The organism is Microbacterium sp. CFBP 8801 (assembly GCF_014839455.1).
In the GTDB taxonomy this organism is placed as follows: Bacteria; Actinomycetota; Actinomycetes; order Actinomycetales; family Microbacteriaceae; genus Microbacterium.
In genome coordinates, this window is the sequence record NZ_JACYNU010000011.1 from 23,836 (window position 1) to 41,354 (window position 17,519).

Annotated in this window: 13 protein-coding genes; 11 read left to right on the forward strand and 2 right to left on the reverse strand. The window is 72.0% G+C overall.

Annotation, left to right across the window (positions count from 1 at the left end; genetic code table 11):
• Positions 1–22 precede the first annotated feature (22 nt).
• The 3 genes from IFR11_RS12680 to IFR11_RS12690 all read left to right on the forward strand — a co-directional run bounded on the left by IFR11_RS12680 (position 23) and on the right by IFR11_RS12690 (position 6,342).
• Entirely contained in the window at positions 23–4,711 is a 4,689-nt protein-coding gene (locus IFR11_RS12680; RefSeq protein ID WP_191916385.1) for an ATP-dependent helicase, read from the forward strand.
• A gap of 167 nt (positions 4,712–4,878) precedes the next feature.
• Entirely contained in the window at positions 4,879–5,655 is a 777-nt protein-coding gene (locus tag IFR11_RS12685) for a DNA-formamidopyrimidine glycosylase family protein (RefSeq protein WP_070408629.1), read from the forward strand.
• A gap of 279 nt (positions 5,656–5,934) precedes the next feature.
• Positions 5,935–6,342: a transferase gene (locus tag IFR11_RS12690; protein WP_055833497.1), complete on the forward strand. Its 408-nt coding sequence runs from the start codon at positions 5,935–5,937 to the stop codon at positions 6,340–6,342.
• 104 nt (positions 6,343–6,446) lie between these two features.
• On the opposite strand, the gene IFR11_RS12695 is transcribed toward IFR11_RS12690, so the two are convergent.
• Entirely contained in the window at positions 6,447–6,836 is a 390-nt protein-coding gene (locus IFR11_RS12695; RefSeq protein ID WP_055833494.1) for a DUF1304 domain-containing protein, read from the reverse strand.
• 184 nt (positions 6,837–7,020) lie between these two features.
• Here IFR11_RS12695 and IFR11_RS12700 point away from each other — a divergent pair, with 184 nt between their 5' ends.
• From IFR11_RS12700 to IFR11_RS12735, 8 genes are all read left to right on the forward strand, one after another.
• Positions 7,021–7,593, forward strand: coding sequence for a LysR substrate-binding domain-containing protein (locus tag IFR11_RS12700; RefSeq protein ID WP_342030302.1), 573 nt, complete (start codon positions 7,021–7,023; stop codon positions 7,591–7,593).
• Positions 7,594–7,664: 71 nt separating this feature from the next.
• On the forward strand, positions 7,665–9,662 hold the full coding sequence (locus tag IFR11_RS12705) for a CocE/NonD family hydrolase (protein WP_191916387.1): 1,998 nt from the start codon (positions 7,665–7,667) through the stop codon (positions 9,660–9,662).
• 157 nt (positions 9,663–9,819) lie between these two features.
• Entirely contained in the window at positions 9,820–10,959 is a 1,140-nt protein-coding gene (locus tag IFR11_RS12710) for an ABC transporter substrate-binding protein (protein ID WP_191916388.1), read from the forward strand.
• Positions 10,956–11,873, forward strand: coding sequence for an ABC transporter permease (locus IFR11_RS12715; protein WP_055937641.1), 918 nt, complete (start codon positions 10,956–10,958; stop codon positions 11,871–11,873). The genes IFR11_RS12710 and IFR11_RS12715 overlap by 4 nt, the downstream gene beginning before the upstream one ends.
• Positions 11,870–12,673 (forward strand): ABC transporter permease subunit, encoded by an 804-nt coding sequence (locus IFR11_RS12720; protein WP_191916389.1) that lies wholly within the window; start codon positions 11,870–11,872, stop codon positions 12,671–12,673. The genes IFR11_RS12715 and IFR11_RS12720 overlap by 4 nt, the downstream gene beginning before the upstream one ends.
• Entirely contained in the window at positions 12,670–13,785 is a 1,116-nt protein-coding gene (locus IFR11_RS12725) for an ABC transporter ATP-binding protein (RefSeq protein WP_191916390.1), read from the forward strand. The genes IFR11_RS12720 and IFR11_RS12725 overlap by 4 nt, the downstream gene beginning before the upstream one ends.
• Positions 13,786–13,876: 91 nt before the next feature.
• Positions 13,877–14,605 carry a glutamine amidotransferase-related protein gene (locus tag IFR11_RS12730; RefSeq protein ID WP_191916391.1) on the forward strand — a complete coding sequence of 243 codons (729 nt, stop codon included), beginning with the start codon at positions 13,877–13,879 and terminating at the stop codon, positions 14,603–14,605.
• A 128-nt stretch (positions 14,606–14,733) separates the two neighbouring features.
• Entirely contained in the window at positions 14,734–15,549 is an 816-nt protein-coding gene (locus tag IFR11_RS12735; RefSeq protein WP_191916392.1) for a tryptophan-rich sensory protein, read from the forward strand.
• A gap of 143 nt (positions 15,550–15,692) precedes the next feature.
• Here IFR11_RS12735 and treZ read toward each other — a convergent pair whose 3' ends face one another.
• Positions 15,693–17,444 carry a malto-oligosyltrehalose trehalohydrolase gene (gene treZ, locus IFR11_RS12740; RefSeq protein ID WP_191916393.1) on the reverse strand — a complete coding sequence of 584 codons (1,752 nt, stop codon included), beginning with the start codon at positions 17,442–17,444 and terminating at the stop codon, positions 15,693–15,695.
• Positions 17,445–17,519 lie beyond the last annotated feature (75 nt).

The window sequence follows — 17,519 nt, forward strand, 5'->3', positions numbered from 1 at the left end:
AGGTCCGAGAGAGGATGGCGGCATGGCTGACGTACTCGACAGATTCGGGCCCGCCACGCGGGACTGGTTCCGCGGTGCGTTCCCCGCTCCGACCAACGCGCAGAAGGGCGCGTGGGAGTCCGTGTCGTCGGGGCGCAACGCGCTCGTGGTCGCCCCCACCGGCTCGGGCAAGACGCTCTCGGCGTTCCTCTTCGCGATCGACCGCATCTTCCGCGAAAAGGCTCCCGACGCGCCCGAGGCCGCTCCCCCGCCGCGTCGCCCGCGCGGCGCCGCGAAGACCACCCTCGCGAAGACCCCACCGACCACCACCCGCGTCCTCTACATCTCGCCGCTGAAGGCGCTCGGCGTCGACGTCGAGCGCAACCTCCGCTCCCCGCTCGTCGGCATCGGTCAGTCCGCCCGCCGGCTGGGCATCGAGGTGCCGTCCGTCACCGTGGGCGTGCGTTCCGGAGACACGAGCTCCAGCGACCGCCGCAAGCTCGTCACCGCCCCGCCCGACATCCTCATCACGACCCCCGAGTCGTTGTACCTCATGCTCACCAGCCAGGCGGCAGAGACCCTGCGCGGCGTGCACACGGTCATCATCGACGAGGTGCACGCGGTGGCCGCGACCAAGCGCGGCGCCCACCTGGCCGTGAGTCTCGAGCGCCTCGACGCGCTGCTCGACAAGCCCGCGCAGCGGATCGGCCTGTCGGCGACCGTTCGACCCATCGACGAGGTCGCGCGGTTCCTCGGCGGTGCCCAGCCGGTCGACATCGTGGCCCCCAAAGCCACCAAGGCGTTCGACCTGTCGGTCGTCGTGCCCATCGAAGACATGCTCAACCCGCCTCCGCCGCCGGGCAGCCCCGCCCCCGACGAGGCCGCCGACGGCGAGTGGTTCTCGGATCGCCCCGAGAGTACCGAGATGGCCGGGTCGGTCTGGCCGCACGTCGAAGAGGCCATCGTCGACCGGATCCTCGAGCGGCGGTCGACCATCGTCTTCTCGAACTCCCGCCGCCTGGCCGAGCGGCTCACCGGGCGCTTGAACGAGATCTACGCCGAGCGGGTCGGCATCGAGGTGCCCGATCCGACCGTGCCGGCGGCGCAGATGGCGCAGGCCGGCTCGTCGGCGGGCGTCGCCGCGATCCTCGCGAAGGCCCACCACGGCTCGGTCTCGAAGGAGCAGCGCGCCCAGGTCGAAGACGAGCTGAAGTCGGGCGTCCTGCGCTGCGTCGTCGCGACCAGCAGCCTCGAGCTCGGCATCGACATGGGTGCGGTCGACCTCGTCATCCAGGTGGAGTCGCCCCCGAGCGCGGCCTCCGGGCTGCAGCGCGTCGGACGCGCGGGCCACCAGGTGGGCGAGGTGAGCCGCGCGGCGCTGTTCCCCAAGCACCGCAGCGACGTGCTGCACACGGCCGTCGTGACCGAGCGCATGCTGGCGGGGCGCATCGAGGCCATCTCGGTGCCGCAGAACCCGCTCGACATCCTCGCGCAGCAGACGGTCGCCGCCTCCGCCCTCGGCTCGATCGACGTCGAGGAGTGGTTCGAGACCGTCAAGCGCAGCGCGCCGTTCCGATCCCTCCCCCGCTCGGCCTACGAGGCCACCCTCGACCTGCTGGCCGGGCGGTATCCGTCCGACGAGTTCGCCGAGCTGCGCCCTCGCCTGGTGTGGGACCGCGACGCGGGCACGCTCACCGGTCGGCCGGGCGCGCAGCGGGTGGCGGTCACCAGCGGCGGCACGATCCCCGACCGCGGCCTCTTCGGAGTCTTCGTCGCGGGCGAGTCGCAGAACGCCCGCGTGGGCGAGCTCGACGAAGAGATGGTCTACGAGTCGCGCGTCAACGACGTCTTCACCCTGGGCACGACCAGCTGGCGCATCGTCGAGATCACGCACGACCGGGTGAACGTCGTGCCCGCCTTCGGCCAACCGGGCAAGCTGCCCTTCTGGCATGGCGACGGCATCGGCCGCCCCGCCGAGCTGGGTGAGGCGCTCGGTGCCTTCTCGAGAGAGCTGGCGGGGGGCGACCGGTCCAAGGCCGAGAAGCGCCTGCGCGAATCCGGTCTCGACGACAACGCCATCTCCAACCTGCTCGCCTACCTGGCCGAACAGCGCGAAGCCACCGGCAGCCTGCCCACCGACCGCACGCTCACCGTCGAGCGCAGCCGCGACGAGGTCGGCGACTGGCGCATCATCCTGCATTCCCCGTACGGCATGCAGGTGCACTCCCCGTGGGCCCTCGCGGTGAACGCCCGCATCCGCGAGCGCCTGGGCGTCGAGGGGGCCGCCGTCGCGAGCGACGACGGCATCATCGCGCGGGTTCCGGATGCCGCCGCCGAACCGCCCGGGGCCGACCTCTTCGTCTTCGAGCCCGACGAGCTCGAGCAGATCGTCACCGACGAAGTGGGCGGCTCGTCGCTGTTCGCCTCGCGCTTCCGCGAATGTGCGGCACGCGCCCTGCTCCTGCCCCGACTGAATCCGAACCGTCGCTCCCCCCTGTGGCAGCAGCGCCAACGCTCGGCGCAGCTGCTCGAGGTCGCGAAGCGCCACCCGGCGTTCCCGATCATCCTCGAGACGCTCCGCGAGGTGCTGCAAGACGTCTACGACCTTCCCGCGCTGCTGCGCCTGACCCGGCAGATCGGCGAACGGCGCATCCGCCTCGTCGAGATCACGACCTCGCAGCCCTCGCCGTACGCCCGCGATCTGCTCTTCGGGTACGTCGGGGCGTTCATGTACGAGGGCGATTCGCCCCTCGCCGAGCGCCGCGCCGCCGCGCTGTCGGTCGACCCTGCTCTGCTGAGCGAGTTGCTCGGCAAGGTCGAGATGCGCGAGCTCCTCGACCCCGACGTGATCGCCCAGTTCGAGCGCGAGGCCCAGCGGCTCGACCCCGACCGTCGCGCGCGAGGCGTCGAGGGCGTCGCCGATCTGCTGCGCATCCTCGGCCCGCTCGACGCGAGCGAGGTGGCCGCGCGACTGGACGCCGAGACCGACGCCCTGGCCGAGGCGGAACGTCACCTCGCGACCCTCGTCGACGATCGCCGCGCGATCCGCCTGACGATCGCGGGCGTCGCTCGGGTCGCCGGTATCGAAGACGCCGGGCGTCTGCGCGACGCGCTGGGCGCCGCGCTTCCCGTCGGCATCCCGAACGCCTTCCTCGAGCCCCTTGCCGACCCGCTCGGCGACCTGGTCGCCCGATACGCGCGCACGCACGCGCCGTTCACCACCGACGCGGTGGCCGCTCGCCTGGGCGTGGGGATCGCGGTCGCGCGACTGACACTGCAGCGCCTCGAGTCGCAGGGGCGCCTCGCGAGCGGCTTCTTCCTTCCCGAGGCGTCGGGCGGGAACCGCGGCGACGCCACCGAGTGGTGCGACGTCGAAGTGCTGCGCCGGTTGCGCATGCGCTCGCTGGCGGCGATCCGCGGCAGCGTGGAACCCGTCCCTCCCGCCGCCTACGCGCGGTTCCTGCCGGTCTGGCAGCACCTCGGTCGCCCGCTCGAGGGCATCGACGGCGTGCTCGCGGTGATCGAGCAACTCGCGGGTGTTCCCCTCCCCGCGAGCGCGTGGGAATCCTTGGTGCTGCCGTCGCGCGTCGCCGACTACTCCCCCGCCCTGCTCGACGAGCTGACCGCGACGGGCGAGGTCGTCTGGTCGGGACATGGCACCCTGCCCGGCCGCGACGGCTGGATCGCCCTGCACCCGGCGGAGGCCGCCCCCTTCACGCGTCAAGACCCGGATGACGCCGACGATCCGGCGCCCGATTCGCTGGAGGCGCGGATCCTCGGCGCTCTCGACGGCGGGGGCGCGTACTTCGCTGCCCAGCTCAGGCAGTTGGCCGGCGCCGAGAACGAGCAGTCGGTGAACGACGCCCTGTGGGCCCTCACCTGGGCGGGACGCGTCACGAACGACACCTTCGCGCCGGTGCGCACCCTGTTGAGCGGCGGCGGGCAGTCCCACCGCGTCGCCCGTCGGGCTCCGCGCGCACGCATGTACCGGGGCGCGACGATGCCGCGCGCAACCTCGGCTCCTCGCCCGCCGTCGCTGGGCGGCCGATGGTCGCTGCTTCCCGAACGCGAGCCGGACCCCGCCGCCCGGGCCACCGCCACCGCGAGCCTGCTGCTCGATCGGTACGGCGTCGTCACGCGAGGGGCGGTGCAGTCCGAGGGGGTCCCCGGCGGTTTCGCGCAGGTGTACCGCATCCTGGCGGGCTTCGAAGAGGCGGGCCACTGCCGCCGCGGGTACGTCATCGAGAAGCTCGGGGCGGCGCAGTTCGCCGCCTCCGCCACCGTCGACCGTCTGCGCGAGTTCGCGGCGGTCGCCGACCCCCCACCGCGACGCGCGATCACCCTCGCCGCCACCGACCCGGCCAATCCCTACGGTGCGGCCCTCGGGTGGCCGTCGATCGAGGGCGTGACGCACCGCCCCGGACGCAAGGCCGGCGGACTCGTCGTGCTCGTCGACGGCGACCTGACGCTGTACCTCGAGCGTGGCGGCCGCAGCGCGCTGGCTTTCACCGACGACGAGGCGCAGCTGCAGTCCGCGACACGTGACCTCGCCGAGACGGCGAAGAGACGTCGCCTCGAGACCCTGACGGTCGAGCAGGTCAACGGCGCGTTCGTGTACGGCACCGCGGTCGGACGCGCGCTCCGCGAAGCGGGGTTCGTCGAGTCCCCGAAGGGGCTGACCCTGCGCAAACTCACCGCCGGCGACGCCATTCGCGAGGCCGCTCGTGCGTGAGCGCGGCGGGCCGGTGGCCCGCACCGCCCCCGCACCGACGTCGCCCGCGCCGTTCGTCCGGCCGCGTCGGCCCGAACGCGGATCCGGCGCGACCGACGCCGCGGCGGCCTCGGCCCAGACCCAGACCCAGGCGAACCCCTCCGCGCCCCACGACCCGGGAGTGCACCGTGCCTGAGGGCGACACCGTCTACCGCGCCGCCGCCAAGCTGTCGGCGGCACTGACCGGCAAGGTCGTCACGCGGTTCGACATCCGCGTGCCCGGCAGCGCGACCGCCGATCTGCGCGGTGAGACCGTGCACGAGGTCGCCGCGCGCGGTAAACACCTGCTGCACCGCATCGGCGGCTACACGCTGCACTCCCACCTCAAGATGGAGGGCCGGTGGGACGTCTACCGGCCCGGCGAACGGTGGCGACGTCAAGCCTTCAAGGCACGCGCGATCGTCGGGGTGAGCGGGGCGGATGCCGTGGGCTTCGACCTTGCGATGGTCGAGGTCCTCCGCACGGTCGACGAGCACACCGTGATCGGGCATCTCGGACCCGACCTGCTGGCCGATGACTGGGACGAGGCAGAGGCCGTCCGCCGCGTCGCGGCCGACGATCGCGCCGCGCACGTCGCACTCCTCGACCAGCGCAACGTCGCGGGGTTCGGCAACGTCTACGCGAACGAGTTGCTCTTCGTGCGCGGAATCGCGCCGACCACCCCGGCGAACGAGATCGACGTGCAGGCCACCATCGCCCTCGGCGAGCGCATGATCCGCGCCAACCTCCCCCGCCCCGAACGCACTTTCACCGGAGACAGTCGCCCCGGGCGACGGTTCTGGGTCTACGGCCGCGACGGAGCCCCGTGCCGGCGCTGCGGCACGCCCATCCGCGCCACGAGCCTCGGCGCCTCGTCCACCAGCGAGCGAAACGTGTACTGGTGCCCCACCTGCCAGCCCGGGTGAGGTGTCCCGCCGCGTGACGGCAGCAGAGTGGACCGACCCGCGCACGCCGACGCCACGTCACCCCACCCGCACGCCCCGCGTGTCAACCCGCCCGCGCCTTTCGCTTCCCCGTGGGAGAACGGGGGAAGACACCGACGCCGGGAACCGTGCCGCACTTTCTCTCGACGTCGAGCAAACCGATCATGGCACGGGCGACGAAGAAGCATTCGAGGGAATGAAGCCGATTCTGCACCCGTTGTCATACATGTCGGCTGACCCGATAGCCGTCCGGAGGGGATCGTGGGTAAGAACTACATCGACATCGAAAACGACCATGGCGAGACGCTGCGTTACCGCAAGCACGTCAACGGTCGCGGACTCGTCGCGCACGGCGCGAAGGTCCACCCGTCGGCGCTGGTCGAGAACGGTGCCTACGTCGAACCCGGCGTGCAGATCGCCGCGGGCGTCCGCGTCGGTCGTGGGGTCTGGATCGAGTCCGACGCCGTCATCGGACCCGAGGCGCACATCGAGCCGCACGCGCACATCTGCGCGGGCGCGGTGATCGGCGCGGGTGCTCACATCGGCGTGCGAACGCAGGTGGGCCACAACGCCCGCATTGCCACCGGCTCGCTGATCGGCGACGACGAGATCATCAACGACGGCGAAGCCGTCGCCACCGACCGTCGGGGGCTGCGCCTGGCCGCCTGACTCCGCCGTTTCATCGGCATCCACGACCCGCACGACTCCTCGGAGCGTGCGGGTTTTCGTGTACCCGACGGGCCCGGCCGCCGTCGGCTCCGCGCGGGCGGAGCTCAGGCGAGGAACGTCAGCACGAGCCCGATGAGAGGCAGGGTGCCCTGCATCACCGCGGGGCGCAGGTTCTTGCGGCCCGTGCTCACGAGCACCAGAGCCGCGGCCAGCATCGAGCCGAGCGAGAAGGCCAGCAGGGTGCGCCCGACCGGGTCGCCGATTCCGCTGACGACCCAGACGATGATCCCGATGATCGCGCCGATCGCCAGGAACAGGTTGTAGAAGCCCTGGTTGTAGGCCATCGACTTCGTGATCTCAGCGGTCTGCTGGTCGGGAATGCCGAAGACCTTCCGCGTACGGGGGTTCGTCCAGCGCACGCTCTCGAGCACGAAGATGTACACGTGCAGCAGGGCCGCGAGTCCCGCGACGACGAGCGCCAGAATACCGATCATGCTCTCACGTTACTCCCGCGGCTAGCCTGGAGTCATGGTGAACGGCAAGGGCTCTCGGGGACGCGGCGGCGCGCCTCGACGCAGCAGACCCGCCCGTCCCGTCGCCGCGGGCCGCGCACGACCCGCGAAGAAGAGTGTCGCGCGCCCGACCCCGCCGCCTCGGGAGGAGCCGCGCACCTTCGTCCTGGGCGCCGTCCCCGGCGCCACGCCCGGTAAGTGGATCGATCTGTGGCGTGAACGCATGCCCCACGTCTCGCTGGAGCTTCGAGAGATCACGGTCGAGCACCAGCGCGCGGCCATCGACGACCTCGATGCCGCCCTGGTGCGCCTGCCTCTGGCGGCATCCGAGGACCTCCACGTGATCGAGCTCTACGAGGAGCAGCCGGTCGTGGTGATGTCCACGGATTCCGAGCTCACCGCCGCCGACGAGCTCGCACTCGCCGACCTCGCGGGGCAGGTGGTGATCGCCGCGGCCGATGACGTCTTGCACGTCGTCGTCCCGGATGCCGTGCCCCCCGCGTTCGCGCCGCCGGGCGACACCGCCCAGGCGATCGCCACCGTCGCCACCGGCGTGGGTGTGGTGATCGTGCCGATGTCCCTCGCTCGCGCGCACCGTCGTCGCGACGTGGAGTACCGGGTCCTGCGGGACGGACCCGTGTCCACGGTCGCGCTGGCCTGGCTGCGGGAGAACACGACGCCCGATGTCGAGGCGTTCGTGGGCGTCGTGCGGGGCCGCACGGCGCGTTCCTCACGCTGAGCCGGGGCAGCTCGCGCTCTCGCATCCGCGCATCCGCCGCGCGATAACCTGCGGGGGAAAAGGGAGTGGGAATGCGGGGCCGAACGGCCGGGCTCATCGTCACGTCGAGCGTGGTGATGACGCTGCTCTGGGCGGGCGGTGCGTCCGCGGCGACCCCCGACCTCGACATCGCGCCGACACCCGCGGCATCCATTGCCCCGGCGACGCCGACGACGACGACCTCCGCCTCCGACGTGGCCTCCGGCGTCACGCACGCGCAGAACCCCTCCGTCCCCGAGGGCGCGGTGTGGACCGAGCAGTACCTGCCCTCGCCCGCCGCCTCCACCGACGGCGACCCCGTCGAGCTACACGCCGACGTGCTGCGGCCGGCGCACCTGCCTCCGGATGCGCGCACCCCCGTCATCCTCTTGATCGGTCCCTACTTCTCGCACAGCGGCGCCGCCAGCGACGAGCACCGGCCCTTCACCGGTCCGACGCAGCGACATCGAGCGCTCATCGATCAGGGCGACCTCTTGGCCGCCGGGTACACGGTGGTCTTCGTCGACCTGCGCGGCTTCGGCGGCAGCACCGGGTGCCTCGACTTCGCCGGTCCGGGTGAGCAGGCCGACGTGACGGCGGCCGTCGAGTGGGCGGCGAGCGCCGCCTGGTCGACGGGCAGGGTCGGGATGTACGGGAAGTCCTACGACGCGATGACGGGCCTGATGGGGGTGGCCGCGCGTCCCGCCGGCCTCGCCGCCGTCGTCAGTCAGGAACCGGTGTGGGATCCGTACTCGTACCTGTGGGAGAACGGCATCCCGACCGAGAACAATCGGGCCACGCCCGAGGCGTACCTGCAGATGGCCGCCCTTCCCGGCATCGCGACCCCGGGACACGTCGACGGCCTCGTCATCCCGCCCGACACCGACCGCTACCGCGACAACGCCACCTACGAGAAACGTCACCCCGAGTGCGCGACGTCGCTGCTCGCCGACACCCTCGTCGCCGAGCGCGCGTCACCCGAATGGGCCGCGCGCGATCTCGCGAGCCGGGCGGAGGGGTCGACGGTACCGCTGCTGTTCACCCAGGGCTGGACCGAGCGCAACACCCGCGCCGACGGACTGGTCGACGTCGTCGACGGCCTGGAAGGGCCGGTGTCGGCCTGGGCGGGGCCGTGGGACCACGTCGCCGGAAACGACGTCGACTCCGCCGGTCGCCTGCAGATGGGGCGCGCCGACTGGTTCGGCGAGGTGCGCGCGTTCTTCGACGCCCACCTTCGCGACGAGGAGGGTCCCGCGCCCTCGTTCGCCCTGCAGGACAACCTCGGGCGCTGGCGGACCCAGGCGGAGTGGCCGGGGACGACGCGCGAGGTCACGTCCGCCCTCGCCCCCGCGCAGTACGTCGACACGGGCGAGGGCGCCGGTGCTCTGCCCGACGGCGACGACGGCGACGGGTCGTTCTTCGGAACGGCGCCGCGAACCGCCGAAACGCTCGGTGCCTCGCAGACGCTGTCGGTCCCCGTCGCCGAGGAGACGCGCCTGACGGGCAGCGCCGAGGTGGTGCTGCAGACGCGCGGCGAGGGTGCGGCGCATGTTCGGCTGTGGGACGTCGGTGTCGAGGGCATCCCGACCCTCATCGACGAGACCCTCACCCCGGTGGATGCCGGCGGCACGACCTCCGTCACCCTCCGCGCCCTCGACTGGACGCTGTCGGCGGGGCACGCCGCGCTGCTGACGGTGGGGACGACGGACTCCCTCCTCTGGCGGCCCTCCCCTCGCGACACCACCGTCACGATCGACGGCGGCATCCTGACCCTGCACGCGCAGGGCACGTCGGCCGATCTGCCGACCGCCGGGGATCGGGCCCCCTTCCTCGACGCCTACCTCGCGGACGCCCGGTGGCCGGTGGCGATCGGCGCGGTCGCACCGAGCTTCTCGCTGGCGGACCCGGTCCCCTCCCCCACGGCGGCCACGGGCGGGGAACTCGCCCGCTCCGGTGGGGAGCTCTCGCCGGCGGCCGCGCTCTGGGCGATCGCCGCCCTCGCGCTGGGCGCCGCGCTGGTGCGCCGTCGCGCGACGCGTTCCTCCCGCTGAGCACCGCCCCACGCCCTCGCGTCGTCCCCCATCCGTTTCGGCGGCGGACGAGCCGAGTTCACCCGTCCCGCTCCGAATGGTCACGAGGCGCCCATAGCTTTCCTCCGTCTCGTACCGGCGTCCCCGTCGATCCCCCGAGAGACACGAGAGGAAATCCATGTCATTCCCGCGCCTTTCCCCCGGCCGGTCCATCGCCGGTATCGCCCTCGTCACGGTCGCGGCTCTGTCGCTCGCCGGGTGCGCCGGCGGCAGCTCCGCCTCCTCCGCCGAGGGTGGCGTCGACGCCGCCACGGCCACGAGCCTCGCCGATTTCGGAACCCTCACCGACCTCGAGGCGGCCGCGAAGGCCGAGGGCCAGCTCAACGTCATCGCGCTGCCGCGCACGTGGGCCAACTACGGCGAGATCCTCGACCTGTTCGCCGAGCGGTACCCCGAGATCACGATCAACGAGCAGTCGCCCGACGTGTCCAGCGCCGAGGAGATCCAGGCGGCCACGGCCAACCAGGGCCTCGACACCGCCCCCGACGTCTTCGACCTCGGTCTCGCCGTCGCCCTGCAGAACACCGACTCCTTCGCCGCCTACAAGGTCGCGACCTTCGATGAGATCCCCGACGCGCTCAAAGAGAGCTCGGGCCTGTTCGTCGGCGACTACGGCGGGTACATGTCGGTCGGCTACGACTCCGCCCGCTTCCCCGCGCCCAGCCAGCTGAGCGACCTGCTCAAGCCGGCCTATAAGGGCGCCGTGGCCATCAACGGCGACCCGACGCAGGCGGGCTCGGCCTTCGCGGCCGTGGGCCTGGCGACGGTTCAGCAGAAGGGAACGCTCGACGACTTCACACCCGGCATCGACTTCTTCGGCCAGCTCAACGCCGCCGGGAACTTCCTCAAGGTCGACCCGACCGACGCCACCATCGCCAGCGGCGAGACCCCGGTCGCCTTCGACTGGGACTACCTCAACGCCGCCCAGGCATCGGCCGTTCCCACCTGGAAGACCGTCGTGCTCCCCGGCACCGGTTACGCCGGCTACTACAACCAGGCCATCAACAAAGATGCGCCGAACCCGGCCGCAGCGCGTCTGTGGCAGGAGTTCCTGTACAGCGACGACGTGCAGAACCTGTGGCTCAAGGGCGGCGCGCGTCCGGCCCGCATGGAGGCCATGACCTCGGCCGGCACGATCGACGCGACGCTCGCCGCAGCCCTGCCCGCCGCCCCCGACGACACCGTCGTGCCCACCGAGGCGCAGTCCACGGCCGCCGGCGAGACGCTCGGGCAGAAGTGGGCGACGGCGCTGCAGTGACCGTCCTTCACCAGGTCGTCGCCCCCGCGGCGCCGGAGCCCTCCGCTCCGGCGCCGCGGGGTGCGGCGCGCCGCAGCTGGGCCTGGCTGGGGCTGCTCCCCTTCGTCGCCTACGTCGCGCTGTTCCTGGCCCTGCCCACGGTGCTCGCCGTGGCGTCGGGGTTCGTCGACGGCGACGGGGCGTTCACCCTCGCCAACCTCGCCGCTCTGGGCGACCCGCTGGTGGTGACGACCTTCGTCAACTCCGCGGCGCTGTCGCTCGTCACCGCGATCGTGGGGGCGATCGTGGGAGCGCTGGTGTGCCTGGCCCTGCTGGGGCTTCCCGAGACGGGGGCGATCCGCACGGCCGTCGACGCGGCATCCGGAGTCCTCGCCCAGTTCGGCGGCGTCATGCTCGCCTTCGTGCTCATCGCCGCGATCGGGGCGCAGGGAGTGGTGACGGTGTTCGTGCGGCAGCTGACCGGCATCGCGTTCTACGAGAACGGCGTGTGGTTGTACGACCTGCCGGGCGTCGCGCTGGCCTACCTCATCTTCCAGGTGCCGCTCATGATCATCACGTTCATGCCCGCCCTCGCCGCGCTGAAGCCGCAGTGGGTGGAGGCGCACCTGACCCTCGGCGGAACCCGCGCCGGCTTCTGGCGACACGTGGGGATGCCGGTGCTCGCCCCCTCGTTCCTGGCGAGCCTGCTGCTGCTGTTCGCCAACGCCTTCTCGTCGTACGCGACCGCCGCCGCCCTCGCCAGCCAGGGGTCGCAGATCGTCCCGCTGCAGATCCGCACCGCGTTGACCAGCGAGACGGTCCTGGGGCGCGAGAACCTCGCGGGCGCCCTCGCGCTCGGCATGATCGTGGTCGTGGCCATCGCCATGGCGCTGTACTCGCTCGTCCAGCGTCGCGCGGCGAGGTGGCAGTCGTGAACCCCCTCGCTCCCCCGCGCGCGGTGCGCGTGATCATCGGCCTCGTCGTCGGCGTGGTGTTCGCCGTCCCCTTCGTGGCCACGGTGCTCTTCACCCTGACCCCGCTGCCGGGCGGCTCGGGCCTCTCTCTCGACCGGTGGGCCGGCCTGTTCGACCCCGCCAACGCCGCCAAGTACCGCCCCGTCTGGACGGGCCTCGGCAACTCCCTGCTCCTCGCGGGGGTGACCGTGCTGCTGGTGGTGGGGCTGTTCACCCCGACCATGGTGCTGGTGGCGCTCGCGTTCCCGCGCCTGCGACGCGTCTTCGAGTTCGTCGCCCTGCTGCCGATCTCGCTGCCCGCGATCGTGCTCGTGGTGGGGCTGACCCCCATCTATCTGCAGATCGGTCGCACTCTCGGGACCGGGGCCTGGACGCTCGCCTTCGCGTACGGCATCCTCGTGCTCCCCTTCGCCTACCGCTCGATCCAGGCCTCGATCGACGCCATCGACGTCACGACCCTCGCCGAGGCCGCGCGCACCCTCGGCGCCGGCTGGGGTTCCGTGCTGCTGCGCGTGATCGTGCCGAATCTGCGGCAGGGCCTGCTCGCCGCCGCGCTCATCTCGGTGGCGGTGGTGCTGGGCGAGTTCACGATCGCCTCGCTGCTGAACCGTCAGACCCTGCAGACGGCCCTCGTGGTCGTCAACAAGCAAGACGGCTGGGTCGCCGCCATGTTCACCCTGCTCGCACTGGCGTTCGCGTTCGTGCTGCTCCTCGTCATCGGCCGCGTCGGACGCATCGGCGCCGGAAGGAAGACCCCATGACCGCCGCCGACACCCCCATCCGGGCGCTCCCCGACGCCGCCGCGAGCACCCTCGCCACCGGCACCCGCGCGGGGGTCGAACTGCGCGGCGTCGTCAAGGAGTACGGATCCACCCGCGTGCTGCACGGCGTCGACCTCGACGTCGCCCCCGGGGAGTTCGTCTCGCTGCTCGGGCCCTCGGGCTGCGGCAAGACCACGGCGCTGCGCGTGCTCGCGGGACTCGAGCACGCCGACAACGGCGAGGTGCGCATCGGCGGGCGCGACGTGTCGCGCGTGCCCACGAACAAGCGCGACATCGGCATGGTGTTCCAGTCGTACTCCCTGTTCCCGCACCTGCGGGTGCTCGACAACACGGCGTTCGGACTGCGCCGCCGCGGGGTCGGCGCGACCGAGGCCCGCCGGCGCGCGGGCGATGCCCTCGACCTGGTCGGGCTCGGCCACCTCGGCGATCGATACGCCCACCAGCTCTCGGGCGGTCAGCAGCAGCGCGTGGCCCTCGCCCGCGCTCTGGTGACCGAGCCGCGTGTGCTGCTGCTCGACGAGCCCCTCTCGGCCCTCGACGCCAAGGTGCGGGTGCAGCTGCGCGACGAGATCCGGCGCATCCAGCTGCGGTTGGGCACCACGACCGTCTTCGTCACGCACGACCAAGAGGAGGCCCTGGCGGTGTCGGACCGCGTCGCCGTGATGGGCGCCGGCCGCATCCTCCAGGTGGGGAGCCCCGAAGACCTCTACTCGCGGCCCGCCGGCGCCGAGGTCGCGGCGTTCGTGGGAGCGTCGAGCGTGGTGCCCGGGATCGTCTCCGCGGGGACGGTGTCGGTCTGGGGTCAGCGGCTGCCGCTGCTCGCGCTCGCCCCCGACGGCCCGTGCGAGGTGTTCGTGCGCCCCGAGAACGTGCGCGTGGTGGCGCCCGGCGACTCCGGCGTCGACGCGGTCGTCGAATCCAGCACGTTCCTCGGGAGCATGCGGCGCTCGATGCTGCGCGTGGACGACGGGACGGGCGTGCACGTGCAGCACCCCGCCGAGGTGCGTCTCACGCCCGGCGACCGCGTGCGGATCCGGGTCGACGCGGTGCCCGCACTGACCCGACCCGTCACGTCGCCGGCCGGCGGCTGACGCGCGCGCCGCACGACTCGGGCACCGCGACCGCGTGTCGCCGTATGTCCAGGGCCTGCCCGCCGCGCACTCACCCGCATACAATTTCGGGATGACCGCACGCCTGCTCTACGTCTGCGCCCGGCCGCAGCGCACGGCGGCTGTGGCCGAGTGGGCGTCGTTCCGCGACGGCCTGGGCGTCGGCGACGACGACCTCGTCCACCACGACCTGGTGCGTCATCCCCTGCCCGACGACCTCGACCGCTTCGCTGCCGTGGTCGTGGGCGGCAGCCCCTTCAACGTCACCGACCCCGACAAGACCGACGCGCAGCGCCGCCTCGAACGCGACCTCGAGCGTCTGGCCGCGACGGCGATCGAGGGGCGCACGAACGCGCTGTTCACCTGCTTCGGCATCGGAGTGGTCACGCGCCTGCTCGGCGGGGAGGTCACGCTGATGCACCCCGAGGGCACCGGACCGACCGACATCACCCTGACCGCGGCCGGTCGCGACGACGAGCTCTTCGGCATCCTGAGTCCGCGGTTCGAGGCGTTGACCGCCCACAAAGAGGGCACCGCGAGCGTGCCGCCCACCGCCACTCTGCTCGCCGAGAACGACGCCTGCCCCGTGCAGGCCTACCGCGCGGGCGCGGGGCTGTGGGCGACGCAGTTCCACCCCGAGCCCACGGCCGACGCCTTCGTGGCGCGCATGGTCGTCTACCGCGATGCGGGCTATTTCGATGCCGACGCCTTCGACGAGGTGTCGGCGCACGTGCGTACCGCCTCGGTCGAGCAGCCCACCCGGCTGCTGCGTTCCTTCGCCGCCCGCGTCGTCTCGGCCTGACCCGGCCGCACCCGAGCTCCTCGGCATCCCGTTCCGCGCGGTCGAGCCGTGTCGCCCCGCGTCGATACCGGATGCCGTGATGTCAAGCCCGATGCGTAAAACTCGCTAGCTTATCTAGTCTTCTAGACATGAACGCCTCCACACCATCACGCGGGGTCGACCTCGCACGCCAGATCGTCGTCCTCTCCGCGCTGTCGTTCATGCTCATCGCGGCGGTCATCGGAGCCGGGGCCTTCGGCAACTCCGCCGTCGAGGACCAGCAGGGCGGCGCACTCGACACCGACGGTTCGTATCTCGCCCCCGCCGGCCCCGCCTTCTCGATCTGGTCGCTCATCTACCTCGGACTGATCGTCTACGCGATCTGGCAGGCCCTCCCCCGCCAGCGCGCGAATCCGCGCCAGCGGGCGCTCGGCTGGCTCATCGCCCTCACCATGACGCTGAACGGGCTGTGGCTGGTCACCGCGCGCTTCGGCACGCTGTTCCTCACGGTCGTCGTGATCGTGCTGCTGCTCGCCGCCCTCGGGTGGACCTTCCGCGTCGCCGTCGCCACGCGCGAGCCCCGCGGAGGAGTGGTCGATTCGGTGCTGATCGACGGCATCACGGGCCTTCACCTGGGCTGGGTCACCCTCGCCACCGTCGCGAACACGGCCGCCTGGCTCACCACCGTCGTCCCGCCCAGCTGGGAGCAGGGGGCGGATGCCATCGGCATCACCATTCTGATCGTGGTGGCCCTCATCGGACTCGCCATCGCGTGGCGCAGCTCCTGGCGCGTGGCCCCGGCCCTGGCCCTGGCCTGGGGTCTCGGCTGGCTCGCGGTCGAGCGCTTCACGGGCTCCCCGCAGAGCACGCCGATCGGCATCACCGCGATCATCGTGGCCGTCGTCGTGCTGCTGGTGCCGGTGGCCGTGAGCGGCATGCGACTGCTGCGTCCGAGCATCGACTGACACCGCGGCCGCGCGCCGGCGGTGCGCCTCCGCGTGGACCGCTCCAGCCTCCCGCCCGGGCACACGGGCCGCAGCTCGCTCAAGGTCTGAGCCGCGCACGACGACGGCCCCATCCCGCGCGGGGATGGGGCCGTCGTGGTGTCTTACCGCGCGGGGGCGACGATCGCGCTGGCTCCCGCCGGCACCGTCAGCGTGTCGCGGTCGAGCACCACGCCCTCGGTCGTCGCGAGCAGCACGCGGGCCTCGCGGGCCACGGATGCCGTGATCTCGACCTCGGACAGGTTCACGATCACCGAGAGGTCTCGGCGCCGCAGCTCGTAGACGCGACCGCCCGACGCCTCGCGGGTCGACGCCGACAGTCCCTCACGGGAGGGTTCGGTGAGCTCAGGACGCTCGCGGCGCAGTTTCGCCAGCTCGCGGTACAGCCCGAGAAGCTGCACGTGGTCGCCCTCGCCGACCTCGTCCCAGTCGAGCTTCGAGTTCTCGAAGGTCGACGGGTCCTGCGGGTCGGGGACGGTGGATTCGTCCCAGCCCATCTTCTCGAACTCGGCGATGCGCCCCTCGGCGGTGGCCTTGCCGAGCTCGGGCTCGGGGTGCGAAGTGAAGAACTGCCACGGGGTGGTCGCGCCCCACTCCTCGCCCATGAACAGCATCGGCGTGCCGGGCGCCGTCAGCGTCAGCACGGCGGCCGCCGCGAGGCGGTCGTAGGGCAGCGACTGCGACAGCCGGTCACCGGCGGCCCGGTTGCCGATCTGGTCGTGGTCCTGGGCGAAGGTGACCAGGCGCCAGTTGGGCACGGCATCCGGAATGGGGTGTCCGTGCTTCTCCTCGCGGAAGGTGGAGTAGCTGCCGTCGTGGAAGAAGCCGCCCTCCGAGACCTTCTCGAACGCGTCGAGCGCCGCGAAGTCCTCGTAGTACCCGATGGTCTCGCCGGTCAGCGCGACGTGCGCGGTGTGGTGCCAGTCGTCCGACCACTGCGCGGTGAGGCCGTAGCCCCCGGCCTCGCGCGGCAGGATCAGCTTCGGGTCGTTCATGTCGCTCTCGGCGATGGTCGTGAGCGGCAGGCCGCGGTGCGCCGACAGGGCGTCGGTGCGCTCGGCGATCTCCTGCAGCACGTGCACCGGGCGGTGATCGAGCAGCGCGTGCACGGCATCCAGGCGAAGACCGTCGACGTGGTAGTCACTCATCCACATCAGGGCGTTCTCGACGATGTAGGAGCGGACCGCGTCCTCGTCGAGGTTGACCGAGTCGCCCCACGTGTTACGGCTGCCCTCGCGCAGGTACTCGCCGAACTCGGGCAGGTAGTTGCCCGAGGGGCCGAGGTGGTTGTAGACGACGTCCTGGATGACGGCGAGCCCCGCCGCGTGGGCCGCGTCGACGAAGCGCTGGTACGCTTCGGGTCCGCCGTAGGCCTCGTGCACGGTGTACCAGAGCACCCCGTCGTATCCCCAGTTCCAGGTGCCGTTGAAGCCGTTGACCGGCAGCAGCTCGACGTGGGTCACCCCCAGGTCGACGAGGTGCTCGAGGCGGCCGATCGCGGCATCCAGGGTCCCCTCGGGGGTGAAGGTTCCCAGGTGCAGCTCGTAGATCAGGCCGCCCGCGAGCTGCTTGCCCGTCCAGGCGGTGTCGTTCCACGTGTAGACCGACGGGTCGAACCACGCCGAGGCCTCGTGCACGCCGCCGGGCTGGCGGCGCGAGCGCGGGTCGGGACGCAGGTCGTCGCCGTCGCCCAGCACGAAGCCGTAGCGTTCGCCGTCGGCGAGGCGCGTCGGAGCCGTCCACCAGCCGCCGTCACCGGCCGCCATCTCGATGTCTTCGACGACGGTGTCGCCGCTGTCGTCGAGCCGGCGCAGCCGCACCCGCGTGCTCTTCGGTGCCCAGACGGCAATGCTCATGAGGTCGTTCCTTACGCGTGAGGTGCCAAGAATTGTCGCTTCGGGGGCGCGTGAGGCGACGATTCTCGACGCCTC

Excerpts from the sequence above, each read along its gene's own strand:
- IFR11_RS12730 (WP_191916391.1), top strand. The coding sequence starts at position 13,877 with ATGACCGCACGCCTGCTCTACGTCTGCGCCCGGCCGCAGCGCACGGCG.
- IFR11_RS12680 (WP_191916385.1), top strand. The coding sequence starts at position 23 with ATGGCTGACGTACTCGACAGATTCGGGCCCGCCACGCGGGACTGGTTC.
- IFR11_RS12735 (WP_191916392.1), top strand. The coding sequence starts at position 14,734 with ATGAACGCCTCCACACCATCACGCGGGGTCGACCTCGCACGCCAGATC.
- IFR11_RS12725 (WP_191916390.1), top strand. The coding sequence starts at position 12,670 with ATGACCGCCGCCGACACCCCCATCCGGGCGCTCCCCGACGCCGCCGCG.
- IFR11_RS12695 (WP_055833494.1), bottom strand. The coding sequence starts at position 6,836 with ATGATCGGTATTCTGGCGCTCGTCGTCGCGGGACTCGCGGCCCTGCTG.
- IFR11_RS12710 (WP_191916388.1), top strand. The coding sequence starts at position 9,820 with ATGTCATTCCCGCGCCTTTCCCCCGGCCGGTCCATCGCCGGTATCGCC.
- IFR11_RS12705 (WP_191916387.1), top strand. The coding sequence starts at position 7,665 with ATGCGGGGCCGAACGGCCGGGCTCATCGTCACGTCGAGCGTGGTGATG.
- treZ (WP_191916393.1), bottom strand. The coding sequence starts at position 17,444 with ATGAGCATTGCCGTCTGGGCACCGAAGAGCACGCGGGTGCGGCTGCGC.